Below are 23,531 nucleotides of genomic sequence, written 5' to 3' on the forward strand. Positions count from 1 at the left end.
TGTCCGATGAAGGATCGCAGCCTCGTCCAGATCGCCCTCTACGCCGCCATCTTCGCCGTGCTCGGCTTGCTGCCGCGCTTCGACCTGCCGCTGGCCGGCGGCGTGCCGATCACCGCGCAGAGCATGGGCGCGATGCTCGCCGGGGTGATGCTCGGCGCGTGGCGCGGCGCGCTCTCCATCGTGCTGCTGCTGTTCGTCGTCGCCCTCGGCGCGCCGCTGCTGGCGGGCGGGCGGGGCGGTCTCGGCGTGTTCTTCAGCCCCTCGGTCGGCTTCATCTTCGGCTGGATCGCCGCCGCCTTCGTCGCCGGGCTGATCATGCAGGCGCTGCGCCGGGCGCCGGTCTTTCCGGCGGCGCTGGTGGCCTCGGTGGTCGGCGGCATCCTCGTGCTCTATGCCTTCGGCATCGTCGGCATGTCGGCGATGGGCAGCCTGTCGCTCCTCGACGCCGCCAAGGCCTGCCTCGTCTTCATCCCCGGCGACACGATCAAGGCGGTGCTGGTCGCGCTGGTGGCGCAGACCGTGGCGCGCGGCATGCCGGAGGCGCTGCTCTCGCGCAACGCGTGAGGCCATGAGCCGGAGCGTTCCGCGCACCATCGGCGCCGGCCTTCCCGCCCTCGTGGCGGCGGACCCGGCCCGGCCGGCGCTGGTCTGCGACGCGCAGGTGCGCAGCCGCGCCGATCTCGCCGCCCGCGTCGGCGGGCTGGCGGCGTGGCTGGCCGCGCGTACGGCGCCCGGCGCCCATGTCGCGCTCGCCATGGGCAACGCCCCCTCGCTCGTCGAGCTCTTCCTCGCCTGCGCGGCGAGCGGCCGGCAGGCCCTCGTCTACGATCCCGCCTGGCCCGCGCCCTACCGTGCCGCCATCGACGCCGCGCTCATGCCGGCGCTGACGCTCGACGCCGCGCCCGACGTGCCGCCCGCGCCGTTTCCCCCCGCGCCGGATCCGCTGGCCTCCTTCTATGTCGGCTTCACCTCGGGCTCGACCGGTGTGCCCAAGGGCTACCGCCGCAACCACCGTTCCTGGATCGACAGCTTCGCGGTCAGCGCGGCCGAGTTCGGCCTCGGCGAACAGGACATCGTGATGGCGCCCGGCGGCCTCGCCGCCTCGCTGCATCTCTACGGCGTCGTCCACGCGCTGCATGTCGGCGCCACGGCGGTGATGATGCACCAGTTCCATCCCCGCCGGGCGCTGCGCCTTCTCGCCCGCCACGGCGTCACCGCGCTCTACGCCACGCCCACCCAGCTCCAGATGCTGGTCGAGGCGGCGCAGGGCGAGGCGTTCCCCTCGGTGCGCGTCATCATGATCAGCGGCGCCAAATGGCGGCCGGAGACCCGCGCGGCGGTGGAGAGGCTGTTCCCGCGCGCCGGCATCGCCGAGTTCTACGGCGCCTCGGAGCTGAGCTTCGTCACCGTCAGCCGTCCGGGCGAGGCGGTGCCGGCCGGCTCGGTCGGGCGCGCGGCGCATGGCGTCGGCCTGCGCATCCGCGACGCTGATGGCCGCGACCTGCCCGTGGGCGAGGCCGGCGCCATCTGGGTCGGCAGCTCCATGCTGTTCGACGGCTATGCCTGCGGCAGCGCGCCGGAGACGCGCCGGGAGGGCGGCTTCCTCACCATCGGCGACCATGGGCGGCTCGACGGCGAGGGTTTCCTCTACCTGCACGGGCGCGAGAAGCGCATGCTCGTCACCTCCGGCCTCAACGTCTATCCCGAGGAAGTGGAGGCGGTGCTGACCGGTCTCGACGGCATCGAGGAAGCGGCGGTGTTCGGCCTGCCGGACCCGCTGCGCGGCGTGGAACTCGTCGCCGTGCTGCGCGGGCGCTTCGAGGACGCGGCCCTGCGCGCCGCCTGCCGCGCGCGGCTGCCCGCCGCCAAGCTACCGCGCCGTTTCCTCGCGCTCGACGAATGGCCCCGCACCTCCGGCGGCAAGGCAGATCTGCGGGCACTGGAGGCCATCGCCCGCGACCGGCTGGCGGAGGGGAGGCCGAAGCGGTGAGCCGCGCCTTCCTCCTCGCCGCCCGCCGCACGGCGGTCGCTCCGCGCGGCGGCGCCTTCCGCGAGGTGGAGGCGCACGATCTCGCCGCGCCGGTGCTACACGCCTGTCTCGCCGATGCCGGCCTCGCCCCGGAAGCCGTCGACCACGTCATCCTCGGCAACGCGCTGTCCGGCGGCGGCAATGTCGCCCGCCTCGCGGCGCTGGCGGCCGGCCTGCCCGACAGCGTGCCGGCGCTCACCCTCGACACGCAGTGCTGCTCGGGCCTCGACGCGATCATGCTGGCCGCGCGTCTGGTGGAATCGGGCGCGGCGCGGGCGGTGCTGGCCGGCGGCGTGGAAAGCTGGAGCCGCGCCCCCCTGCGCGCCCGCCGCCCGAAGGCGCCCGGCGAGGAGCCGGTCTTCTACGAGCGCCCGCCCTTCGCGCCCTGGCCGGAGCGCGACCCGGATCTCGTCACGGCCATGGCGGCGCTGGCCCGCGCCCAAGGCATCGCGCGGGAGGCGCAGGGGGCCTTCGCCGTCGCCAGCCACGCGGCGGCGCTGGCGGCCCGCGCGACGTTGGAACCGGAGATCGTCCCCGTCGCCGGGCTCGGCCGTGACGCCTTCACCCGTGCCCTCGAGGCCCGGCTCTGCGCCCGCGCGCCGGTGCTGGCCGGGGAGGGGGAGTTCGCCGTCGACGCGACCGGCGTCGCGGTCGAGGCCGACGCGGCGGCGGCCGTGCTCGTCGTCGCGCCGGAAGGCCTGCCCGAGGCGCGCCGCCCCGGCATCGCCTTTCTCGACGCCGCCTCCGCCGGTGCCGCGCCGGAAGAGCCGGCGATGGCGCTGGTGCCGGCCGCCCGGCGCCTTATGGAGCACCATAAGCGCGCTCCCGCCTGCGTCGAGCTGATGGAATCCTTCGCCGCGCAGGCGCTCGCCAACATCGCCGCGCTGGGCCTCGATCCGGCCCGCGTCAACCGCGGCGGCGGGGCGCTGGCGCGCGGCCATCCCATCGGCGCCTCCGGCGCCATTCTGGCCGTCCGCCTGTTCCACGAGCTCGGGCGGGAGACCCCCGGCGCGCTCGGCCTCGCCGCTATCGCGGCGGCCGGCGGGCTCGGCAGCGCGCTCATGTTGCAGCGCGTCTAAGCAGCCGTTTGCCGCGACCCCTTCCAATGTGCAGGATGGTCCGCGAATCGTCCGCAGAAGACGATGCGAACTGTTTCCGGGGGACAGGGCCAGCCAGGACGAATGAACGCGATCTCCTCTCGCCAGCAGGACATCCTCGTGCTGGCGCGCGCACAGGGGCGGGTGAGCGTCGAAGACCTCTCCGCGCGTTTCGACGTGTCGCCCCAGACGATCCGCAAGGACCTCAACGACCTGTGCGTGCGCCGGCTCATGTCGCGCGTGCACGGCGGCGCGGTGGTGGCCTCGGGCGTCGAGAACCTCGCCTATGAGGCCCGCCGCGCCATGGCGCAGGGCGCCAAGCGCGCCATCGCCGAGGCGGCGGCCAGCATCGTGCCCAACCGCGCCTCGCTGTTCATCAACATCGGCACCACGACCGAGGAGGTCGCCCGCGCGCTCGGCGATCACGAGGACATGCTGGTGATCACCAACAACCTCAACGTCGCCACGCTGCTCTACCGCCATCCCAAGATCGAGCTGATCATGGCGGGCGGCCCGGTACGCCACGCCGACGGAGCGGTGATCGGCTCCTCGGCGGTGGATTTCGTGCGCCAGTTCCGCGTCGACTACGCCGTCATCGGCGCCTCGGCGATCGAGGAGGACGGCACGCTGCTGGACTTCGACTATCGCGAGGTGCAGGTCGCCCGCGCCATCATCGACAATGCCCGTCAGGTCATCCTGGTGGCCGACCGCTCCAAGCTGGAGCGCACCGCGCCCGTGCGCATCGGCGCCATGGCGGAGATCGACACCTTCGTCACCGACACGGTCTCGTCGCCCGAGCTGCGTAACGTCTGCCAGCGCGACCAGGTCGAGCTCATCGAGGTCGGCGGCCTCGACGACGACGGGTTCTGACCCTCTCCGGTTACAACATATGGGTGGTTAGCACCCGCGCCCTCCTGCCCTAAACTCCGGCCCGCCAACAAAGCCGGAAGGAGAGAAGAATGGAACTGCGCCGCCTTGGCCGCTCCGACATCCTGGTCCCGCCGCTCTGTTTCGGCGGCAACGTGTTCGGCTGGACGGCCGACGAGGCCGTCTCCTTCCGTCTGCTGGACGGGCTGGTCGAGGCGGGCTTCAACTTCATCGACACCGCCGACGTCTATTCGCGCTGGGCGCCGGGCCATGAGGGCGGCGAGTCCGAGGCCATCATCGGCAAGTGGATGAAGGAGCGCGGCAACCGTTCCAAACTCGTCATCGCCACCAAGGTCGGCTCCGACATGGGGCTGGGCAAGGTCTGCCTGAAGCCGGACTACATCCGCACCGCCGTCGAGGCCTCGCTGAAGCGCCTGCAGACCGACTACATCGACCTCTACCAGTCGCACTGGGACGACCCGGAAACGCCCTTCGAGGACGTGCTCGGCGCCTATGAGGAACTGATCAAGGCCGGCAAGGTGCGCCTCATCGGCGCCTCCAACCTCTCCGCCTCGCGCCTGTTCGAGGCGCTGGCGGTGGCCACCCGCGAGAAGCTGCCGCGCTACGAGACGCTGCAGCCCGAATACAATCTGTGCGAGCGCGCCGGCTACGAGGCGGAGCTGGAGCCGATCTGCTCGGGCAACGGCCTCGGCGTCATCACCTATTTCTCGCTCGCCGCCGGCTTCCTCACCGGCAAGTACCGCAAGTCGGCGGACGCGCAGAAGAGCGTGCGCGGCCGCGCCACCGTCGACAAGTACCTCAACCCCAAGGGCCTCGGCATCCTCGCCGCGCTCGACGAGGTGGCGGCGGCGCGCGGCGCCACCCCGACGCAGGTCGCGCTCGCCTGGATCATGGCGCGCCCGAGCGTCACCGCCCCCATCGCCAGCGCCTCGAAGGTGGAGCAACTCGGCGAGCTGCTCGCCAGCGCCTCGCTCCAGCTCACCGGCGGCGACATCGCCCGGCTCGACCAGGCCAGCGCCTGGAAGGCATAGGCGGCGCGGCGGCCGCGAACCGTGAAGGAACCAGGACGATGACGAAGCTGACCCCCGCCGAGATCGGCCGCCTCGTCGATGCGGGGCGGGGCGTCGCGCCGGCCGACCTCGTGGTGAAGGACGTCCGCATGCTCGACGTCATCACCGGCGCGCTCACGCCCACCGACATCGCCATCGTCGGCGACCGCATCGTCGGCACGCATGAGAGCTACGAGGGTACGGCGGTGATCGACGGCGCCGGCCTCTTCGCCGTCCCCGGCTTCATCGACACGCATCTGCACGTCGAATCCTCGCTGGTCACGCCGCTGGAATTCGACCGCTGCGTGCTGCCGCACGGCGTGACCACCGCGATCTGCGACCCGCACGAGATCGCCAACGTGCTGGGCGCGGAAGGCATCCGCTATTTCCAGCGCTGCGCCGAGCACACCGTGATGGACCTGCGGGTCCAGCTTTCCTCCTGCGTGCCGGCCACGAGGTTCGAGACCGCCGGCGCCACGCTCTCGGCCGCCGACCTCGTGTCCCTGCGCGGCCATCCCTCCGGCATCGGCCTCGCCGAGTTCATGAATTTCCCCGGCGTGCTGTTCAAGGACGCCGAGGCGCTGGCCAAGCTCGCCGCCTTCTCGGACGGGCCCATCGACGGCCACGCGCCGCTGCTCTCGGGCCGCGACCTCAACGGCTACATCGCCGCCGGCATCCGCACCGAGCACGAGGCCACCTCGCTGAACGAGGCGCGCGAGAAGCTCGCCAAGGGCATGACGGTGCTGATCCGCGAGGGCTCGGTTTCCAAGGACCTGCACGCGCTCATCCCGCTCATCTCGCCCGACACTTCCGCCTTCCTCGCCTTCTGCACCGACGACCGCAATCCGCTCGACATCGCGGAGGAGGGCCATCTCGACTTCATGATCCGCGAGGCGATCCGCCAGGGGGCGCCGGTGCACCATGTGTACCGGGTGGCGAGCTGGTCGGCGGCCAATGCCTTCGGGCTCACCGATCGCGGCCTCCTCGCGCCCGGCCGGCGCGCCGACATCGTGCTGCTCGACGATCTGGAGTCCTGCTCGGTCCGCCACGTCATCAGCGCCGGCCGTCTGGTGACGCCCGAGCTGTTCGCGGCGCGCGGCTCCGTGGAGCCGGTCGGCCTCGATTCCATGAAGGCCGCGCCGGTGGAGCCCGCCGATTTCCGCATTCCCGCCGGCGCGCCCGCCACGCGGGTCATCGGCGTGGTGCCCGGCCGCATCATCACCGAGGACATGAGCCTCGACCTGCCCGTCGTCGGCGGCGAGAAGCAGGTCGATCTCGACAAGGACGCGGTGAAGGTCTGCGTCGTCGCCCGCCACGGCGCCAACAACAATATCGGCCGCGGCTTCGTGCACGGCTTCGGCATGAAGCGCGGCGCCATCGCCTCTTCCGTCGGTCATGACAGCCACAACATCTGCGTCGTCGGCGCCGACGAGGCGGACATGGCGGTGGCGGTGAACCACCTCATCGCGCTCAAGGGCGGCTTCGTCGTCGCCGAGGGCGGCGAGGTCACGGCCGAGCTGGCGCTTCCCGTCGCCGGGCTGATGTCGGCCGGCCGCTTCGAGGAGGTGCATGACGGGCTCATCCCGCTGCGGGCGGCGGCGAAGGCGCTCGGCGTCGTGCTGCCCGAGCCCTTCCTGCAGGTCGCCTTCCTGCCGCTGCCGGTGATCCCGCATCTGAAGATCACCGATTACGGCATGTTCGACGTCGACAAATTCGCGCTGGTGGAGGGCTGAGAGGCCCCGGTCCGGTTCGCAGGTGCCGGCGATCAGGCCGGGCCGTCCGGCTCTTCGTGGCGGGTGGTTTCGCGTCCTGCCAGTTCGCGGCGCAGGCGCTCGTTCTCGGCCCGCAGCGTCGCGAGTTCCGCGCGCACCGGGGTGAGGGCGCCTTCGATCTCGGCCTGCGTGAAGCGCGGGGTGATGTGCTGCGAGCAGTTCCAGTCGAACGCCTCCACCGCGATGAGGGCGACCCGCTCGATGCGCCCGCGATAGCCCGGCACGGCCAGTCGGGCGGCAAGCTCAGGGTTGTCGGCGGCGTCGGTCATGCGCAGGTGGCCGAAGATCTTCAGGCGGTGGCGGTGGGCATAGTCCATCAGGAACAGCGAGACGCGGTCATTCGCGGTCACGTTGCCGGTGGTGATGTATTGCCGGTTGCCGCGAAAATCCGCGAAGCCCAACGTGCCGGCGTCAACAGGCGTGAGAAATCCCGCGGGCCCGCCGCGATACTGCACATAGGGCCAGCCGGTCTCGGAGACGCTGGCGAGATAGAATCCGTCGCGTGTCGCGATAAACGCCAGTTCCGCCGGCCCCAGTTGCTGGCTTTCTCCGGCCTCGGCGTCGGCGGGCGCGCGCGGACCTCCCCACGGGGCGGCGCCGCCGTAATGCTCCTGGGCGGCGGCGACGGAAGGCGTCGTGGCGATGTCCAGATATCGTCTGCCCATGGCTTTACCTTTCCGCCGACCGGACCAAGCCTCGGGCGGCCGCTTCAGTTCTGCAAGGCCCAGTCGGCCACCTGCCAGCGCATCGTTCCGCGATCATTGACCACGTGGCCGAGGCCGGGGAAGGGCATGTGCGTCGCCGCGATGAGCGCGCCTTCCGCCGCGGCGCGAGGGTAGAACGTGTCGCGCATCGCCTTGGCTGCGGCTTGGTCCTGCTCGAATAGGAAGAACACGTCGGTCGCTGCGGGGTGCACCACCGGAAAGATCATGTCGGAGACCATGATGAGGCTCTGGCCGCCATCCTCGATCCGCACGCCGATATGGCCGGGGGTGTGGCCGGCGAGGTCGACGATGGAGACGCCGCGCGCGATCTCGCGCTCGCCGTCGATCGCCTGCAGCTTCGGGTAGAGGCGCACGATCTCGTCGGCCATGCGGAAGCTGGTCTGCAGATAGTCGGGCGCGCCGTTGCGCTTGGCTGGGTCGGTCCAGTGGGTGACGTCGCGCCGGTCGATGAAGAGTTCCGCCTTCGGGTAATTGTTCTTACCGTCGAGGATCAGGCCGCCCATATGGTCCTGGTGCATATGGGTCACGATCACCGCGTCGATCTGGTCGCGCTCGACGCCCAGCGTGGCGAGCGCCTGCGGCAGCGCGCCGGTCTGCCCGATCGAGCCGGCGGGGCCGGCATCAATGAGGATGCGGCGTTCGCCATCCTCCACAAGATACTGGTTGAACAGGAAGCGCACGCCGCTCGTCCGGGCGGTGAACTGCGCGGTCGCCGCCTGCTCCACCTGTGCGGCGCTCCGCCCCGGAAAGAACGTGTAGGGCATGTCGGCATAACCGTCCGTTAGCGCCGTCACGGTGAAGCGACCGATCTTGATCTGCGCGAGCGGCGTCACGCTGACGGGGGTCCCCGGCGCCGGGCTGGCCGCGAGCGCAGGTGCGGTTGCGCCGTCCAGCAGGCTGCCACCAAGGAGGCCGCCACCAAGGAGGCTCCCTCCGACGAAACCGAGGGGCAGGCCGCCGGCAAAGGCGCGGCGTGACAGTTGAGGCATGGCGCTCTCCGTTGCTGAATCGGGATCAGCGAGCCCTCTCGCCTTCCCACGGGGGAGGCTAGGCCATGATGAATTCAGAGAGTATCCTGGCATTCTGGGAGGTATCCTCTCGAAAAATGGAAGGGTGACGTGGATCGTCTGGAGGCGATGTCCGTGCTGCTGGCGGTCGTCGAGGCGGGCAGCCTTTCGGCCGGGGCCCGGCGTCTCAACGCACCGTTGGCGACGGTCAGCCGGAAGGTCGGCGACCTTGAAAGGCACCTCGGCGTACGCCTGCTGCTGCGTACCAGTCGCGGCCTTGCCCTGACGGAGGAGGGGCGCGCCTTTGTCGCCGCCTCGCGCCGCATCCTTGACGCGCTGGACGCGGCGGAGCGGCAGGCCTCCGGCGATCATGGCGCCCTGCGGGGTGGCCTCCACGTGACAGCGCCCATCGCCTTCGGCGAGAGCTACCTGCTGCCGATCGCGCTGGATTTCCTCAAGGAGCATCCGGCGATTGATCTGCGCCTCTCGCTCGTGGACCGGCAGATCAGCCTGGCCGACGAGCACATCGACGTGGCCTTGCGGATCGGGCATCTGGCGGACAGCGCGCTGATCGCGACGCGGGTCGGCACGGTGCGCCGGGTGATCTGCGCCAGCCCCGCCTATCTCGACCGTCGCGGCGTGCCGCTTCGGCCGGACGATCTCGCCGGTCACGACGGCATCAGTTTCCAGGGCTTCGCGACCGCGCCGGAATGGCGGTACCGGGGAGACGGCGTGGCCTTTGCCGTCGACCCGCGTCCCCGTCTGGCGGTCAATACCACGGAGGCCGCCATTCAGGCCGCCCTGGCGGGTGTCGGCCTGATCCGCCTGCTGTCCTATCAGGTCGCCGATCACCTGCGCGCGGGCGACTTGCGGGAGGTGCTGACGGAACATGCACCCGCGTCACTGCCGGTGAACCTCCTCCATGCGCCATCCAATCCGCTGCCGCTGAAAGTCCGCAGCTTCCTCGACTGGACGGCGCCGCGCCTGCGCGCCCGGATGGAGCGGTGATCCGTCGGCGGCGTCGGGCGGGCGCCAAGAATCTTTGGCCGCCCTCCGGCGCGATCTGCTAGACCCTGTGCCCGAACGTCGACCCATCCGCCGAGACCCCGCGACCTAAAGATGTCCCGCCTGCGCTCGTCTGCCTTCCTGCTGCTGCTGATCCTCTGGACGCTGCTGCTGTCCGTGACCATCCCCTATTACGCGCTGCGCAACGAGCCGAGGGCGACCCGGCGCTTCTCGCGGATCTGGGCTGGCGGCGTGCTCAAAATCCTGCGCCTCGTCGGCGTCTCCTGCCGCACCATCGGCGAGGCCAACCGGCCGGACGGGCCGGCGCTCTACGTCGCCAACCACCAGTCGACCTTCGAGACCATCGCCAGCGCCGTGCTGGTGCCGGACGTCGCCATCATCCTCAAGGAAGAGCTGTACAGGATTCCGGTGTTCGGCTGGTTCCTCCGGCAATCGCCGATGATCGCCATCGACCGCGCCGGCGGCGGCACGGCGATGAAGAAGATGTTCCGCGAGGGCCGCGAGGCCGCAGCCGAGGGGCGCAGCCTGCTGATCTTCCCCGAAGGCACCCGCCAGCCGGTGGACGTGCGTGCGCCGATGCAGCGTGGCGTGGTGCTGCTCTACAAGGCGCTGGGCCTTCCCGTGGTGCCGATGGTGCACAATGCCGGCCTGTTCTGGCTGGCGCGCAGCTTCGAGATCAGGCCGGGCGAGATCACCGTTTCCTTCCTGCCGCCCATTCCTGCCGGCCTGCCGGACGCCGAGTTCATGGCCCGGCTCGATGCGGCGATCTATGACGAGCGCGACCGGCTGGTCGCCGAAGCCGGGAGGACGGCATGAGCGAGGCGGGTATCACGGAAGCGGACGCCAACGAGGCGGGCATCGTCATCGTCGGCGCGGGGCAGGGCGGCTTTCAGGCCGCCGCGTCGCTGCGCGAGGCCGGCTATGAGGGCCGCGTCGTCCTCGTCGGCGAGGAGCCGGGCCTGCCCTATCAGCGCCCGCCGCTCTCCAAGGCCTATATGAAGGGCGATGCCGGCATCGAGCAGATCGAACTGCGCCCCGCCGCCTTCTTTGCCGATCACCACATCGAGTTGGTGAACGCCCGCGCCACGGCCATCGACCGGGCGGCGAGGCGGCTCCTGCTGGAAGGCGGCGCGCGCCTTCCCTACGCCCATCTCATCCTCGCCACCGGCGCCCGCAACCGCCCGCTGCCGGTTCCCGGCCACGATCTGGCCGGCGTGTTCTATCTGCGCACCCGCGCGGATGCCGACGCGCTGAAGGGCCGGCTCGACGCGGCGCGCCGCGTGGTGGTCATCGGCGCCGGCTTCATCGGGCTGGAATTCGCCGCCGTCGCCCGCGCGCTCGGCCACGCGGTCACGGTGATCGAGGCCGCCGCCCGTCCGCTCGGCCGCGCCGTCTCGCCGGAGATGTCGGCCTTCTTCGCGCAGGCGCACGCGGCCATGGGCACGACGCTGCTGCTCGGCGCGGGCGTCGTCGCCCTGAAAGGCGAGGGCGGTCACGTCACCGCCGTCGAGACGAATGACGGCGCCGTGCATCCCGCCGATTTCGTGCTGGTCGGCATCGGCGTGGTGCCGAATGTCGAGCTCGCCGCCGAGGCCGGGCTGGAGGTGGCGAACGGCATCGTGGTCGACGCCCATCTCGCCACGCGGGACCCGGCGATCTCCGCCCTCGGCGACGCCGTCGCCTATCCCAGCCGCTTCGCCGGCGGCACGGTCCGGCTCGAATCCGTGCAGAACGCGGTCGATCAGGCCCGCAGCCTCGCCCATCGCCTCACCGGCAAGCTCTCGCCGTCCGGGGAGCCGGCGCCCTTCGACGCGGTGCCGTGGTTCTGGAGCGATCAGGCCGATCTGAAGCTGCAGATGGTCGGCCTCGCCGCCCCCACCGATGACGCCGTGCTGCGCGGCGATCCGGCGAGCCGGCGCTTCTCGGTGTTCCGCTTCCGGGACGGCGTGCTCACCGCCATCGAGAGCGTCAACCGCCCCGCCGACCATATGCTCGGCCGCCGCCTGCTCGCCGGCACGCCGGCCATCACCCCCGGGCAGGCCGCCGACGAGAGCTTCGAGCTGAAGAGCCTGCTGGCGCGTTGAGGGGAGCATCGGCGAGCACGCCCGCGCGCCGTCATGCCCGGACCCGGTCCGGGCATCCACGCCTTCCCGAACGACAGGAACCGGTCGCGCCACCCGCCGTCGCAGGTTGCACCGAACGCTACTGTTGCGACCCCGGCGCTACCGCTTTTGCTACTCAACGCTACCGTTTTTGCTACCCCTACGCTACCATCGGCCGAGCCGTTTCATCTCGGATAATCCGATGGCCTTCTCGCTGCGCCAGCTCCAGTATTTCGTGGCCGTCGCGGAAAACGGCTCCGTCTCCTCGGCCGCCCATACGCTCTCCATCTCGCAGTCGACCGTCACCGAGGCGCTGCGCGAGCTGGAGCTGGACCTTGGCTTCAAGCTGCTGGAGCGCCACGCCCGCGGCGCCGACCTGACGCTGAAGGGCCATCACTTCCTCCGTCATGCGCGAAAAATCCTCGGCGACGTGGCCGATGCCCGGCGCGCGCTCGCGGGCCCGGAGACGGCGGCGCTCACCGGGCGCCTGTCGGTCGGCGTGACGCCGCTGGTCGCCGGCTACATCTATTCCGACCTCATCGCCCGCTTCCGTCGCGCTTTTCCCGGCATCGCGGTGGAGGCGGTGGAGGACGCGGCCGACTATCTGGAGCATCTTCTCGTCGGCGGCGAGCTCGATGTGGCGGTGATGGTGCTGCCGCCGGGCCGGCAATCGGCCGCCTTGCAGACCGAGACGGTGGAAGTCTCGCCCTATCGCGTCTGGCTGCCGCTCGGCCACGCGGCGCTTGCGGAAGAGCGCGTGAGCCTGCGCGATCTCAGCGCCGAGCCGCACGTGCTGCTCACCATCGACGAGATCGCGGAAGCCTCCGAGATCGTCTGGCGCCGGCTCGGCATCCGCCCGCCGGTGGCCTTCCGCACCCGCTCGGTGGAAGCCGTGCGCAGCCTCGTGGCGACGGGGGCCGGCGTCGCCGTGCTCCCCGACCTCACCTACCGCCCGTGGTCGCTGGAGGGCGACAAGATCGAAGCCCGCACGCTGGTCGACGACGTGCCGGCGGTCGAGGTGGCGACCGCCTGGCGGCGCGGCTCGCCCCTCTCCGCCGCCGCCTCCGGCTTCGTCTCCATCGCCGCCACCCGGCATGCCGGGCGCGGGCGCTGACGACGCCCAGTAAATAGTCATCGATTTTCCCGATATCTGGCTTCTGATCTTTGGTGTGGCGCGGTGCCGGACGCAACGGCACACTTTCCTCAAAGGGCCGAAAGCGCCCGCAGAACAGAGGGACAGAACATGCCGACCATTTCCCGTTATCTGCATCTGCCGGCGCTCGCCGCCAGCGTCTCGCTCGCCTTCCAGCCCGTCTTCGCCGCCGAGATGACCGCGGTCGGCAAGGGGGAGGGCGAGGTCAACATCGTCGCCTGGGCCGGCTATATCGAGCGCGGCGATACCGACAAGGCCTATGACTGGGTGACGGAGTTCGAGAAGAAGACCGGCTGCAAGGTCAATGTGAAGACCGCCGGCACTTCGGACGAGATGGTCGCGCTGATGAACGAAGGCGGCTTCGACCTCGTCACCGCTTCCGGCGACGCCTCGCTGCGCCTCATCGCCGGCAAGAAGGTCGCCCCCGTCAACACCAAGCTGATCCCCAGCTGGGGCACCGTCGACGAGCGGCTGCAGAACGCGCCGTGGCACACGGTGGACGGCGTCCATTACGGCGTGCCCTATCAGTGGGGCTCCAACGTGCTGATGTACAACACCGAGGCGTTCAAGGGCGAGGTGCCCAAGAGCTGGAACGTCGTGTTCGAGGAGCAGACCCTGCCGGACGGCAAGTCCAACAAGGGTCGGGTGCAGGCCTTCGACGGCCCGATCTACATCGCCGACGCCGCGCTCTATCTGATGGTGACCAAGCCCGAACTCGGCATCAAGGACCCCTACGAGCTGACCGAGGAGCAGTACAAGGCGGCGCTCGACCTGCTGCGCCAGCAGCGCAAGATCGTCCAGCGCTACTGGCACGACGCCATGATCCAGGTCGACGACTTCACCAATGAGGGCGTCGTCGCCTCCTCCTCCTGGCCGTTCCAGGTGAACCTGCTGGTCAGCCAGAAGAAGCCGATCGCCTCGACCCTCCCGGCGGAGGGCGCCACCGGCTGGGCCGACACCACCATGATGCATGTCGACGCCAAGAACCCGAACTGCGCCTACATGTGGATGGAGCATTCGCTCAGCCCGAAGGTGCAGGGCGATCTGGCCTCGTGGTTCGGCTCGGTTCCGTCCGTGCCCGCCGCCTGCAAGGGCAACGAGCTGCTCGGCGCGGAAGGCTGCAAGACCAACGGCATCGAGAATTTCGAGCGCATCCATTTCTGGCGCACCCCGGTCGCCAAATGCGCGACGCAGGCCGCCGGCTGCGTGCCCTATTACCGCTGGGTCTCGGACTACATCGCCGTTCTCGGCGGGCGGTAGTCGGCCTCGCCCGCACGAATGAAGCCGGGCCAGCCCTGTTCCTCTCCCCATTGGGGGGAGGTGGCCCGCCCAGGGGTCTCGCCTTTGGCGAGCCCGAGGACGGGCTTCGCGGGTTGGTGAGGGGCGACGAGCGCGCGCAGCGTTGAGTCCCCTCACCCCAACCCTCTCCCTGACAGGGAGAGGGAGCTTCTCGCTCTGCTCCCATGGACCGACCGGACGACCATCCCAATGCACGCTCCCGCTCCCCCGCCCGTCACCCCCGCCGTCCGCTTCGAGGGCGAGATGCGGCATTTCGGGTCGGTGAGGGCGGTCGACGGCGTCGATCTTTCCATCGCGCCCGGCGAGTTCTTCGCCATGCTCGGGCCGTCCGGCTCCGGCAAGACGACCTGCCTGCGCCTCATCGCCGGCTTCGAGCAGCCCGATGCCGGCCATATCGAGATCTTCGGCGAGAAGGTCGAGGGCCTGCCGCCCTATCGTCGCGCGGTGAACACCGTCTTCCAGGACTACGCGCTGTTTCCCCATCTCTCGGTGGGCGAGAATGTCGCCTATGGGCTTCGCGTGCGCGGCGTCGGTCGGGTGGAGCGCGAGAAGCTGGCCCGCGAGGCGCTCGCCATGGTCAAGCTGGCCGGCATGGAGACGCGCCGGCCGGCCCAGCTTTCCGGCGGTCAGCGCCAGCGCGTGGCGCTCGCCCGCGCCCTCGTGGTGCGGCCCAAGGTGCTCCTCCTCGACGAGCCGCTCGGCGCGCTCGACCTCAAGCTGCGCGAGGAGATGCAGAGCGAGCTGAAGGGCCTGCAGCGCGCGCTCGGCCTCTCCTTCGTCTTCGTCACCCATGATCAGGGCGAGGCGCTCTCCATGGCCGACCGGGTGGCGGTGTTCAACGAGGGGCGGATCGTGCAGGTCGGCCCGCCGGAGGAGGTCTATGAACGCCCGGCGACGCGCTTCGTCGCCGGCTTCGTCGGCTCGGCCAATGTGCTGGAGCCGGCCGAGGCGGCGGCGCTGGGCGGCGCCGCGCGCCCCTCCAGCCTGCGGCCGGAGAAGATCGTCCTGCTCGCCGCCGATGCGCCCGAGCCTGCGGGCGCGGCCGTGGTCGAGGCGGGGATCGTCGAGATGTCCTATCAGGGCGCGGTGCGCCGGGTGACGGCGCGGGCGGCGAGCGGCCTTCATCTCACCGCCGCGGTGCCGGCCAGTGCGAGCGCCGTTGCGGCGGGAGACACGATCCGGCTCGCCGTGCCGAAGGGGGCTGTGCAGCCGATGGAGGGCGAAGGATGAGCCTCGCCACCCTCGCTTTTCCCGAACCGCGCGAAGGCATCCTGCGCCGCGTCTCGGACGTGCTCGTGCGGCGGGCGCGGCTGCTGACGCTTCTGCTCCTCGTGCCGCCGCTGCTGTGGATCGGGCTCGTCTATCTCGGCAGCCTCTTCGTCTTTCTCGGCCAGTCGATCTTCTCCATCGACGAGTTTTCCGGCACCATCGTGCGCGAGCCGACGACGGCGACGCTGCTGGAGCTGTTCCGGCCCGCCAATTTCGACATCGTGCTGCGCACGGTCGGCGTGGCGGCGGCGGTGACGGTGCTGTGCACGCTCCTCGCCTTTCCCATCGCCTATTATGCCGCCCGCTATGCCGGGCCGAAGGTGAAGGCGGGCTTCTATCTCGCGGTGATGATGCCGCTGTGGTCGAGCTATCTCGTCAAGGTCTATGGCTGGAAGCTGCTGCTGGCGAAGGAGGGCGCCATCGGCTGGTTCGCCGGCAAGCTCGGCCTCGCCGGGGCGCTGGAGGCGTGGCTGGCGCTGCCGGTGGTCGGCGGTCCCTCGCTCTCGGTCAGCTATACCGGCATGGTGCTGACCTTCACCTATCTCTGGCTGCCCTTCATGATCCTGCCGGTGCAGGCGGCGCTGGAGCGGGTGCCGCCCAATCTCATCGAGGCGGCAGGCGATCTCGGCGCCCATCCCGGCCTCGTCTTCCGCACGGTGATCCTCCCCCTCGCCATGCCCGGCGTGGTGGCGGGGGCGATCTTCACCTTCTCGCTGACGCTGGGCGACTACATCGTGCCGCAGATCATCGGCACCTCGGCTCTGGTGCTCGGGCAGGCGGTCTACACGCTACAGGGCACGGCCGGAAACATCCCGCTCGCCGCCGCCTTCTCGCTGGTGCCGATCCTCGTCATGGCGCTGTTCCTGACCCTCGCCAGGCGCACGGGAGCGTTCGATGCGCTGTGAGTTTCACCATGCACAGCGTCATGCCCGGGCTTGGCCCGGGCATCCACGCCTTCCTTCCGAGCCACGTGGCACTAGGTCCCAAGTCATGGATGGCCGGGCCAAGCCCGGCCATGATGGCGCTCTGACGGGCAGGGCGCGTTCATGATCCGCGCCCCTCTCCCCCTGAAGATCGCGGCGCTGGGCGGGCTCGCCTTCCTGCACGTGCCGCTCTTGTTCATCCTGCTCTACTGCTTCACCACCGAGGAGAAGAGCTACGCTTTCCCGCCGCCCGGCTTCACGCTGAAATGGTTCGGCGTGGTGTGGGAGCGGGCCGACATCTGGGCGGCGGTCGGGCTCTCGCTGAAGGTGGCGGTGATCGCGACCGCGCTCGCCCTCGTGCTCGGCACGCTGGCGGCGGGGGCGCTGGCGCGGGCGCGGTTCTTCGGGCGCGAGCCGATCTCGCTCTTGTTCGTGCTGCCCATCGCGCTGCCGGGCATCGTCACCGGCATCGCGCTGCGGCAGGCCTTCGGGCTGATGGAGATCCCCTTCTCCTTCTGGACCATCGTGCTCGGCCACGCGACCTTCTGCATCGTCGTCGTCTACAACAACGCGGTGGCGCGCCTGCGACGCCTCTCCCCCTCGCTGATCGAGGCGTCGATGGACCTCGGCGCCGATGCCTTCCAGACCTTCCGTCTGGTGATCCTGCCGAACATCGGCACGGCGCTGCTGGCGGGCGGCATGCTCGCCTTCGCGCTGAGCTTCGATGAGGTGATCGTCACCACCTTCACCGCCGGCCAGCAGTCCACCCTGCCGATCTGGATGCTGTCCGAACTCATTCGCCCGCGGCAGCGGCCCGTCACCAACGTGGTCGCCGTGCTCGTGATCCTCGTGACCTTCCTGCCCATCCTCGCCGCCTACTACCTCACCCGCGAGGGCGAGGCGGTGGCCGGCTCAGGCAAATAGGAGACGCTCCATGACCGCTCTTTCCGACACCGACATGCTCATCGGTTCCAGCTTCGTCGCGGGCACGGAGACGCCGGAGAACGTGCTGAACCCGAAGACCGAGGAGACGCTGATCGAGCTGCCGGAGGCTTCCCCGGACCAGATCGACGCGGCGGTCACGGCGGCGGGCAAGGCGTTCACCAGCTGGTCGCGCACCACGCCGGCGGAGCGTTCCTACCTGCTGCTCAAGCTCGCCGACCGCATCGAGGCGGAAGCCGAATCCTTCGCCACGCTTGAAGCGCTCAACTGCGGCAAGCCCCGCCACGCCGTGCTCAATGACGAGCTGCCGGGCGTGGTGGACTGCTTCCGCTTCTTCGCCGGGGCGGCGCGTACCCAGCACGGCATGGTCGCCGGCGAGTACCTCGCCGGCCACACCTCGATGATCCGTCGCGATCCCATCGGCGTCGTCGCCTCCATCGCGCCGTGGAACTACCCGCTGATGATGGCGGCATGGAAGCTCGCCCCGGCGCTCGCCGGCGGCAACACGGTGGTCATCAAGCCCTCCGAGCAGACGCCGCTGACCATGCTCAAGCTGGCCAAGGTCATCGCCGACATCTTCCCCGAAGGCGTGGTGAACGTCGTCGTCGGGCGCGGCGAGAGCGTCGGCAACGCGCTGATCAACCATCCGAAGGTGGCGATGGTCTCGCTCACCGGCGACATCGCCACCGGCAAGAAGGTGCTCACCGCCGCCGCGAAGACGGTCAAGCGCACCCATCTCGAACTCGGCGGCAAGGCGCCAGTCATCGTGTTCGACGATGCCGATATCGAGGCGGTGGTCGAGGGGGTGAAGGTCTTCGGCTACTACAATGCCGGGCAGGACTGCACTGCCGCCTGCCGCATCTATGCCGGCGAGAAGGTCTACGAGAAGCTGGTGGCGGACCTCGCCTCCGCCGTCTCCGGGCTGAAGTTCGGCCAGAGCGACGACAGCGCCAACGACATCGGCCCGCTCATCTCCGCCCGCCAGCGCGCCCGCGTCGCCTCCTTCGTCGAGCGGGCCTCCGAGTTGAACCACATCGAGATCGCGACCGGCGGCAGGATCGCGGGCAGCCAGGCCTCCGGCAAGGGGTTCTTCTACGAGCCCACCGTGGTGGCGGGCGCGCTGCAGAGCGACGAGATCGTGCGCCGCGAGGTGTTCGGCCCCGTGGTGTCGGTGACGCGCTTCTCCGATGTCGAGGAGGCGGTGTCCTGGGCCAATGACAGCGACTACGGCCTCGCCTCGTCGGTGTGGACGAAGGACGTGTCGAAGGGCATGGCGACGGCCGCCCGCCTGCAATATGGCTGCACCTGGGTGAACTGCCATTTCATGCTGGTCAGCGAGATGCCCCATGGCGGCCTCAAGCAGTCCGGCTACGGCAAGGACCTCTCGGCCTACGCGCTGGAGGACTACACGGTCGTGCGCCACGTGATGGTGAAGAACGGCTGAGGCCGCCTTCCCCGCAGCGTCCATCGCGGCCGGTCGCCTGCGGGCGGCCGGTGGCGCGCGCATAACGCCGCGCGATGGCGTATGATGCCCGGCATGTGATGGTGCCGTGACCGCGCGAATGTGATCCGCGTTGCCGAACATGACACATAATTAAGTTGGAACTTCTTCCCGTATCTGCTGTGTCGCACACTGGGTGTTTCTGTTTCGGCGCAGCTTGATGAGGGCCCGATGCGACGTGGAACCGGCGTACTGCTGTTGGCTGCCCTGCTTCTGGGAGCGGGTGTGCTCGCGCAGGAAAAGGGCTGGTTCGACGCAACCGCGCTGTTCGGCGGCAAGGGCGAGGCCAACGCGGCCCCCGAGCCGGAGACCGCGCACCGCGTGCCGGTCGAGGTGGCGCCCGCCCGTCAGGCGACGGTGACGACCGACATTTCCTCCATCGGCTCGCTGCAGTCGGACGAGTCGGTCAAGGTGGCCTCCGAGGTCGCCGGCCGCATCCAGGAAATCCGCTTCCGCGAAGGCGAACACGTCAAGGCGGGCGACGTGCTGGTGCAACTCGATGCCGCGCTGGTGAAGGCCTCGCTGGATGAGAACGAGGCCCGGCTCGACCTCGCCGAAGCCAATTTCGCCCGTGCCCAGAAGCTCCAGCAATCCGGCTCCGGCACCGCCCGGGCGCTCGACGAGGCGCAGGCGGAGCTCAACACCTCCCGCGCACTGCTGAATTCCCAGCGGGTGCAGATCGCCAAGCACACCATCACCGCGCCCTTCGACGGCGTGGTCGGCCTGCGCTCGGTCTCGAACGGCGCCTATATCGCCACCGGCACCGAGCTGGTGAACCTCGAGAAGATCGACACGCTGAAGCTCGACTTCAAGGTTCCCGAAACCCATCTCGCCAGCATCTCGCCCGGCCAGACCGTGCTCGTCACCGTCGACGCGCTGCCCCAGCGCACCTTCACCGGCACCATCTACGCCATCGACCCGATGGTCGACGTCAACGGCCGCTCGCTCAGCGTCAGGGCGCGGCTCGACAATGCCGACCTCGTCCTGCGCCCCGGCCTGTTCGCCCGCGTGGTGGTGAAGGGCCGGCAGACCCGCGACGCCGTGTTCGTGCCGGAGAGCGCCATCGTGCCGCGCGGGCAGGATCGTCTGGTCTGGCAGGTCGTGGACGGCAAGGCCCGTCAGGCGAAGGTCGAGCTCGGCCAGCGCGGCAATGGCGAGGTCGAGGTGAAGGGCGTTCCCGCCGGCGCCGTGATCGTCGTGGCGGGGCAGGGCCGGCTCCAGCCGGATGCCGCCGTGGAGGTGGTGACCCCGCCGTCGGCGCCGCAGGGCTGAGGCCGCGTCATGGGACTTTCCGAGCTCTGCATCCGCCGTCCGGTCTTCGCGACGGTGCTCAGCCTCCTGCTGGTTCTGGTGGGCATCGTCTCCTACAGCCGGCTGACCGTGCGCGAGTACCCCAATATCGACGAGCCCGTGGTCTCGGTCGTCACCACCTATCCCGGCGCTTCGGCGAGCATCGTCGAGAGCCAGGTCACGCAGGTGCTGGAAGGCTCGATTGCGGGCATCGAGGGCATCGACGTGCTGGAATCCACCAGCCGCTCGGAATCGAGCCGCATCACCGTGCGCTTCCGGCTGGAGATCGACCCCGACGTCGCCGCCAGCGACGTGCGCGACCGCGTCAGCCGCGTGCGCCAGCGCCTGCCTGACGAGATCGACGAGCCGGTGATTTCCAAGGTCGAGGCCGACGCCCAGCCGGTGGTGTTCATCGTCTTCCGCTCCGACCGCATGTCGGGGCTGGAGCTGTCGGACTACATCGACCGCTACGTCGTCGACCGTTTCAAGAACATCAGCGGCGTGGCCGACGTGCAGATCTTCGGCGAGCGGCGCTACGCCATGCGCATCTGGATCGACCGCGAGCGCCTCGCCGCCTACAGCCTCACCGTCCAGGACATCGAGGACGCGCTCAACGGCCAGAACGTCGAGATTCCCTCCGGGCGCATCGAGAGCGTGGACCGCGAGTTCACCGTCCTCTCGCGCACCGGCCTGACCACGGTCGACCAGTTCAACGACATCGTGGTGAAGCGTGCCGGCGGCGGCCAGGTGCACATGAGCGACGTCGCCCGCGTCGAACTCGGTGCCGCCGACGAGCGCCGCGCGAGCCGCTTCAACGGCGGCGCGGCGATCATCGTCGGCCTGATCAAGCAGGCGGTGGCCAATCCGCTCGACGTCTCGGCCGGTGCCCGCGCCGTGCTGCCGGCGGTGAACGAGAGCCTGCCGGAAGGCATGAGCGCGTCCATCGGCAACGACAACGCGGTCTTCATCGACCGCTCGATCAAGGCGGTCTTCCAGACGATCTTCGAGGCCGTCGTGCTCGTCGTGCTGGTGATCGTGGTGTTCCTGCGCTCCTTCCGCGCCTCGATCATCCCGATCGTCACCATCCCGATCTCGCTGATCACCACCTTCGCCCTCATGTACGCGCTGGGCTTCAGCGTGAACACGCTGACACTGCTCGCCTTCGTGCTCGCCATCGGCCTCGTGGTGGACGACGCCATCGTGGTGCTGGAGAACATCTTCCGCCACATCGAGCACGGGATGAAGCCCATCCCCGCCGCCATCAAGGGCGCGCGCGAGATTGGCTTCGCCGTCGTCGCCATGACGCTGACGCTGGCGGCGGTCTATGCGCCGGTGGCCTTCGCGCCGGGCCGCACCGGACGGCTGTTCACCGAATTCGCGCTGACGCTGGCGGGCGCGGTGATCGTCTCCGGCTTCGTCGCGCTCAGCCTCACGCCGATGATGTGCTCGCGCCTGCTTAAGCACGAGGAGAAGCCGGGCCGGGTCTCGGCCTTCATCGAGCGCCGCCTGCGCGGCATGGAGGAGGGCTATCGCCGGCTGCTCGGCGCCACGCTGCGCGTGCGACCGGCGGTGGTCGTGCTGGCGCTCGCGGTGGCGGCGACGAGCGTCTACTTCCTGCGCGTGCTGCCCTCCGAGCTGTCGCCGGTGGAGGATCGCGGCATGATCCGCGTCACCGGCAGCGGCCCGGAAGGCTCCACGCTCGCCTATACGGCGCGCTACACCAACCAGGTCGAGTCCATCCTCTCGAAGGAGCCGGAGGTCGCCAGCGTCCTCATCATCAACGGTTTCCCGGAAGTGCACCGCTTCCTGGTGATCGGCCGGCTGAAGGACTGGGACGAGCGCGACAAGCGCCAGCAGGAGCTCGTCACCGAGCTGACGCCGGAGCTCCGACGCATCGCCGGCGTCAACGCTTACGCCAACAACCCGCCCTCGCTTGGCGCCTCCAACAATTCGCGGCCCATCGAGTTCGTCATCCAGACCTCGGCGACCTATGAGCAGCTCGACGAATATGTCGACCGCTTCCTGGAGCGCATCCGCGACTATCCCGGCCTCGTCAGCATCGACAGCGACCTCAAGCTGAACAAGCCGGAGATCTCGGTGACGGTCGACCGCGCCAAGGCGGCCGATCTCGGCATCGACGTCGCCGTGCTCGGGCGCACGCTGGAGAGCCTTCTCGGCGGCCGGCAGGTGACGCGCTTCGAGGTAGCCGGCGAGCAGTACGACGTCTATGTCCAGCTCGACGCCCGCGACCGCTCCTCGCCGGCGACGCTCGACACCATCTATCTGCGCTCGGCGAGCGGGGAGATGGTGCAGCTTTCCAACCTCGTCTCGGTGCGCGAGAGCGTGGCGCCGCAGGAGCTCAAGCGCTTCAACCAGCTACGCTCTGCTACCATCTCCGCCAACCTCGCCCCCGGCTTCTCGCAGGGGCAGGCGCTCGCCTTCCTCGACCAGACCGCGCGCGAGGTGTTGCCGCAGACCGTGCAGACCGACGTTTCCGGCCAGAGCCGCGAGTTCCGCGCCGCCGGCCAGAGCCTCGCCGTCATCTTCGTGCTGGCGCTGGGCTTCATTTATCTGGTGCTGGCGGCACAGTTCGAGAGCTTCCGCGATCCGGTGATCATCATGCTCACCGTGCCACTGTCGATGACCGGCGCGCTCGCCGCGCTCTATTTCGCCGGCGGCTCGCTGAACGTCTATTCGCAGATCGGCCTCGTGACGCTGGTGGGCCTCATCACCAAGCACGGCATCCTGATCGTCGAGTTCGCCAACCAGCAGCAGGAAGCCGGCTTCGACCGCCGCGCCGCGGTGATCGAGGCGGCGGTGCTGCGCCTGCGCCCGATCCTGATGACCACTGGCGCCATGGTGCTGGGGGCCGTGCCGCTGGCGCTGGCGAGCGGCGCCGGTGCCGAGAGCCGCGCGCAGATCGGCTGGGTCATCGTCGGCGGCATGAGTCTGGGCACACTGCTGACGCTTTTCGTGGTGCCGGTGGTTTACTCGCTGATCGGCCGCATCCACCACACCGCCCACGCCGAAATCGCTCCCGGCCTCGTGCATACGCCGGCGGAGTGAGAGGCAGAAAGGGTAGTGTGTCGGTGATAAGGCAAAGCATTTTTGCCTAAGAACAATCAGCGATTGAACCCAAATGGGACCACCTAATCAAAATGGAACTCTAACTGGAGCCTCGCTTCTCCTCAACACTCTGAAATGAACGGATCCAAGGGTGGGGCCGTCTCGGCGGAAAGGCCAGTCTGAGTTCAGCGGCATAATTGGTGAAGTTGGGGTTGTGGAAGGGGTCGTTGACGAGAAGTTCGCCCCACCGCCGGCGCATGTAGCGTGCCTCGCCGTTGAAGCGCTCGACCTTGTCGGGGGCGCTGTCGGGGCCGCGCGATACCGATTCGTAATGATGGAGCTCGGCGAAGGGGGTCCAGACGACACGGTAGCCGGCCTCCCGTACGCGCAGGC

Annotated in this window: 20 protein-coding genes; 17 read left to right on the forward strand and 3 right to left on the reverse strand. The window is 69.6% G+C overall.

Annotation, left to right across the window (positions count from 1 at the left end):
- The first annotated feature begins 6 nt into the window (after positions 1 to 6).
- From STARVERO_RS02300 to ade, 6 genes are all read left to right on the forward strand, one after another.
- The gene (locus tag STARVERO_RS02300; protein ID WP_144344013.1) at positions 7 to 564 is read left to right on the forward strand and encodes a biotin transporter BioY; all 558 of its coding nucleotides are present in this window, start codon (positions 7 to 9) and stop codon (positions 562 to 564) included.
- A gap of 4 nt (positions 565 to 568) precedes the next feature.
- Positions 569 to 1,990: an AMP-binding protein gene (locus STARVERO_RS02305; protein WP_159597770.1), complete on the forward strand. Its 1,422-nt coding sequence runs from the start codon at positions 569 to 571 to the stop codon at positions 1,988 to 1,990.
- Positions 1,987 to 3,108: a thiolase family protein gene (locus tag STARVERO_RS02310; RefSeq protein WP_159597771.1), complete on the forward strand. Its 1,122-nt coding sequence runs from the start codon at positions 1,987 to 1,989 to the stop codon at positions 3,106 to 3,108. The genes STARVERO_RS02305 and STARVERO_RS02310 overlap by 4 nt, the downstream gene beginning before the upstream one ends.
- A 102-nt stretch (positions 3,109 to 3,210) precedes the next feature.
- On the forward strand, positions 3,211 to 3,996 hold the full coding sequence (locus STARVERO_RS02315; protein WP_144344016.1) for a DeoR/GlpR family DNA-binding transcription regulator: 786 nt from the start codon (positions 3,211 to 3,213) through the stop codon (positions 3,994 to 3,996).
- An 89-nt stretch (positions 3,997 to 4,085) separates the two neighbouring features.
- Entirely contained in the window at positions 4,086 to 5,045 is a 960-nt protein-coding gene (locus STARVERO_RS02320; RefSeq protein WP_159597772.1) for an aldo/keto reductase, read from the forward strand.
- A 38-nt stretch (positions 5,046 to 5,083) separates the two neighbouring features.
- Positions 5,084 to 6,796, forward strand: a complete 1,713-nt coding sequence (ade, locus tag STARVERO_RS02325) for an adenine deaminase (RefSeq protein ID WP_159597773.1) — start codon at positions 5,084 to 5,086, stop codon at positions 6,794 to 6,796.
- 32 nt (positions 6,797 to 6,828) lie between these two features.
- On the opposite strand, the gene STARVERO_RS02330 is transcribed toward ade, so the two are convergent.
- Both STARVERO_RS02330 and STARVERO_RS02335 read right to left on the reverse strand, forming a co-directional pair.
- Positions 6,829 to 7,500, reverse strand: coding sequence for a pyridoxamine 5'-phosphate oxidase family protein (locus STARVERO_RS02330; RefSeq protein WP_159597774.1), 672 nt, complete (start codon positions 7,498 to 7,500; stop codon positions 6,829 to 6,831).
- A gap of 44 nt (positions 7,501 to 7,544) precedes the next feature.
- Positions 7,545 to 8,549 carry an MBL fold metallo-hydrolase gene (locus STARVERO_RS02335; protein WP_159597775.1) on the reverse strand — a complete coding sequence of 335 codons (1,005 nt, stop codon included), beginning with the start codon at positions 8,547 to 8,549 and terminating at the stop codon, positions 7,545 to 7,547.
- 129 nt (positions 8,550 to 8,678) lie between these two features.
- Here STARVERO_RS02335 and STARVERO_RS02340 point away from each other — a divergent pair, with 129 nt between their 5' ends.
- The 11 genes from STARVERO_RS02340 (at position 8,679) to STARVERO_RS02390 (ending at position 23,138) form a co-directional block, all read left to right on the forward strand.
- Positions 8,679 to 9,575, forward strand: coding sequence for a LysR family transcriptional regulator (locus STARVERO_RS02340; protein ID WP_159597776.1), 897 nt, complete (start codon positions 8,679 to 8,681; stop codon positions 9,573 to 9,575).
- A gap of 111 nt (positions 9,576 to 9,686) precedes the next feature.
- Positions 9,687 to 10,409: a lysophospholipid acyltransferase family protein gene (locus STARVERO_RS02345; RefSeq protein ID WP_159597777.1), complete on the forward strand. Its 723-nt coding sequence runs from the start codon at positions 9,687 to 9,689 to the stop codon at positions 10,407 to 10,409.
- Positions 10,406 to 11,677, forward strand: coding sequence for an NAD(P)/FAD-dependent oxidoreductase (locus STARVERO_RS02350; RefSeq protein WP_159597778.1), 1,272 nt, complete (start codon positions 10,406 to 10,408; stop codon positions 11,675 to 11,677). The genes STARVERO_RS02345 and STARVERO_RS02350 overlap by 4 nt, the downstream gene beginning before the upstream one ends.
- Before the next feature lie 220 nt (positions 11,678 to 11,897).
- A complete protein-coding gene (locus STARVERO_RS02355; RefSeq protein WP_159597779.1) occupies positions 11,898 to 12,809 on the forward strand; it encodes a LysR family transcriptional regulator in 912 nt (303 codons plus the stop codon).
- Between the two features lie 129 nt (positions 12,810 to 12,938).
- Positions 12,939 to 14,108: an ABC transporter substrate-binding protein gene (locus STARVERO_RS02360; RefSeq protein WP_159597780.1), complete on the forward strand. Its 1,170-nt coding sequence runs from the start codon at positions 12,939 to 12,941 to the stop codon at positions 14,106 to 14,108.
- Positions 14,109 to 14,336: 228 nt separating this feature from the next.
- On the forward strand, positions 14,337 to 15,377 hold the full coding sequence (locus tag STARVERO_RS02365; protein WP_159597781.1) for an ABC transporter ATP-binding protein: 1,041 nt from the start codon (positions 14,337 to 14,339) through the stop codon (positions 15,375 to 15,377).
- Positions 15,374 to 16,321 carry an ABC transporter permease gene (locus tag STARVERO_RS02370; protein ID WP_159597782.1) on the forward strand — a complete coding sequence of 316 codons (948 nt, stop codon included), beginning with the start codon at positions 15,374 to 15,376 and terminating at the stop codon, positions 16,319 to 16,321. Before STARVERO_RS02365 ends, STARVERO_RS02370 begins: the two co-directional genes overlap by 4 nt.
- Before the next feature lie 141 nt (positions 16,322 to 16,462).
- Positions 16,463 to 17,263 carry an ABC transporter permease gene (locus tag STARVERO_RS02375; protein WP_159597783.1) on the forward strand — a complete coding sequence of 267 codons (801 nt, stop codon included), beginning with the start codon at positions 16,463 to 16,465 and terminating at the stop codon, positions 17,261 to 17,263.
- 10 nt (positions 17,264 to 17,273) lie between these two features.
- Positions 17,274 to 18,725: a gamma-aminobutyraldehyde dehydrogenase gene (locus tag STARVERO_RS02380; protein WP_159597784.1), complete on the forward strand. Its 1,452-nt coding sequence runs from the start codon at positions 17,274 to 17,276 to the stop codon at positions 18,723 to 18,725.
- A 228-nt stretch (positions 18,726 to 18,953) separates the two neighbouring features.
- Positions 18,954 to 20,054: an efflux RND transporter periplasmic adaptor subunit gene (locus tag STARVERO_RS02385; protein WP_159597785.1), complete on the forward strand. Its 1,101-nt coding sequence runs from the start codon at positions 18,954 to 18,956 to the stop codon at positions 20,052 to 20,054.
- A gap of 9 nt (positions 20,055 to 20,063) precedes the next feature.
- Complete coding sequence (locus STARVERO_RS02390) at positions 20,064 to 23,138, forward strand: efflux RND transporter permease subunit (protein ID WP_159597786.1); 3,075 nt, start codon at positions 20,064 to 20,066, stop codon at positions 23,136 to 23,138.
- 100 nt (positions 23,139 to 23,238) lie between these two features.
- Here STARVERO_RS02390 and STARVERO_RS02395 read toward each other — a convergent pair.
- Positions 23,239 to 23,531, reverse strand: a 293-nt coding sequence (locus STARVERO_RS02395) for a glycosyltransferase family 2 protein (RefSeq protein WP_422802117.1), incomplete at its 5' end; no start/stop codon positions are given.

It is taken from the genome of Starkeya nomas, from assembly GCF_902703545.1.
Taxonomy (GTDB): Bacteria; Pseudomonadota; Alphaproteobacteria; order Rhizobiales; family Xanthobacteraceae; genus Ancylobacter; species Ancylobacter moscoviensis.

What these genes read in the sequence shown, in the direction of transcription:
- STARVERO_RS02335 (WP_159597775.1), bottom strand. Translation starts at nt 8,549, where the DNA reads ATGCCTCAACTGTCACGCCGCGCCTTTGCCGGCGGCCTGCCCCTCGGT.
- STARVERO_RS02370 (WP_159597782.1), top strand. Translation starts at nt 15,374, where the DNA reads ATGAGCCTCGCCACCCTCGCTTTTCCCGAACCGCGCGAAGGCATCCTG.
- STARVERO_RS02355 (WP_159597779.1), top strand. Translation starts at nt 11,898, where the DNA reads ATGGCCTTCTCGCTGCGCCAGCTCCAGTATTTCGTGGCCGTCGCGGAA.
- STARVERO_RS02345 (WP_159597777.1), top strand. Translation starts at nt 9,687, where the DNA reads ATGTCCCGCCTGCGCTCGTCTGCCTTCCTGCTGCTGCTGATCCTCTGG.
- STARVERO_RS02330 (WP_159597774.1), bottom strand. Translation starts at nt 7,500, where the DNA reads ATGGGCAGACGATATCTGGACATCGCCACGACGCCTTCCGTCGCCGCC.
- STARVERO_RS02320 (WP_159597772.1), top strand. Translation starts at nt 4,086, where the DNA reads ATGGAACTGCGCCGCCTTGGCCGCTCCGACATCCTGGTCCCGCCGCTC.
- STARVERO_RS02390 (WP_159597786.1), top strand. Translation starts at nt 20,064, where the DNA reads ATGGGACTTTCCGAGCTCTGCATCCGCCGTCCGGTCTTCGCGACGGTG.
- STARVERO_RS02350 (WP_159597778.1), top strand. Translation starts at nt 10,406, where the DNA reads ATGAGCGAGGCGGGTATCACGGAAGCGGACGCCAACGAGGCGGGCATC.
- STARVERO_RS02385 (WP_159597785.1), top strand. Translation starts at nt 18,954, where the DNA reads ATGCGACGTGGAACCGGCGTACTGCTGTTGGCTGCCCTGCTTCTGGGA.
- STARVERO_RS02375 (WP_159597783.1), top strand. Translation starts at nt 16,463, where the DNA reads ATGATCCGCGCCCCTCTCCCCCTGAAGATCGCGGCGCTGGGCGGGCTC.
- STARVERO_RS02300 (WP_144344013.1), top strand. Translation starts at nt 7, where the DNA reads ATGAAGGATCGCAGCCTCGTCCAGATCGCCCTCTACGCCGCCATCTTC.
- STARVERO_RS02365 (WP_159597781.1), top strand. Translation starts at nt 14,337, where the DNA reads ATGCACGCTCCCGCTCCCCCGCCCGTCACCCCCGCCGTCCGCTTCGAG.
- ade (WP_159597773.1), top strand. Translation starts at nt 5,084, where the DNA reads ATGACGAAGCTGACCCCCGCCGAGATCGGCCGCCTCGTCGATGCGGGG.
- STARVERO_RS02360 (WP_159597780.1), top strand. Translation starts at nt 12,939, where the DNA reads ATGCCGACCATTTCCCGTTATCTGCATCTGCCGGCGCTCGCCGCCAGC.
- STARVERO_RS02380 (WP_159597784.1), top strand. Translation starts at nt 17,274, where the DNA reads ATGACCGCTCTTTCCGACACCGACATGCTCATCGGTTCCAGCTTCGTC.
- STARVERO_RS02305 (WP_159597770.1), top strand. Translation starts at nt 569, where the DNA reads ATGAGCCGGAGCGTTCCGCGCACCATCGGCGCCGGCCTTCCCGCCCTC.
- STARVERO_RS02315 (WP_144344016.1), top strand. Translation starts at nt 3,211, where the DNA reads ATGAACGCGATCTCCTCTCGCCAGCAGGACATCCTCGTGCTGGCGCGC.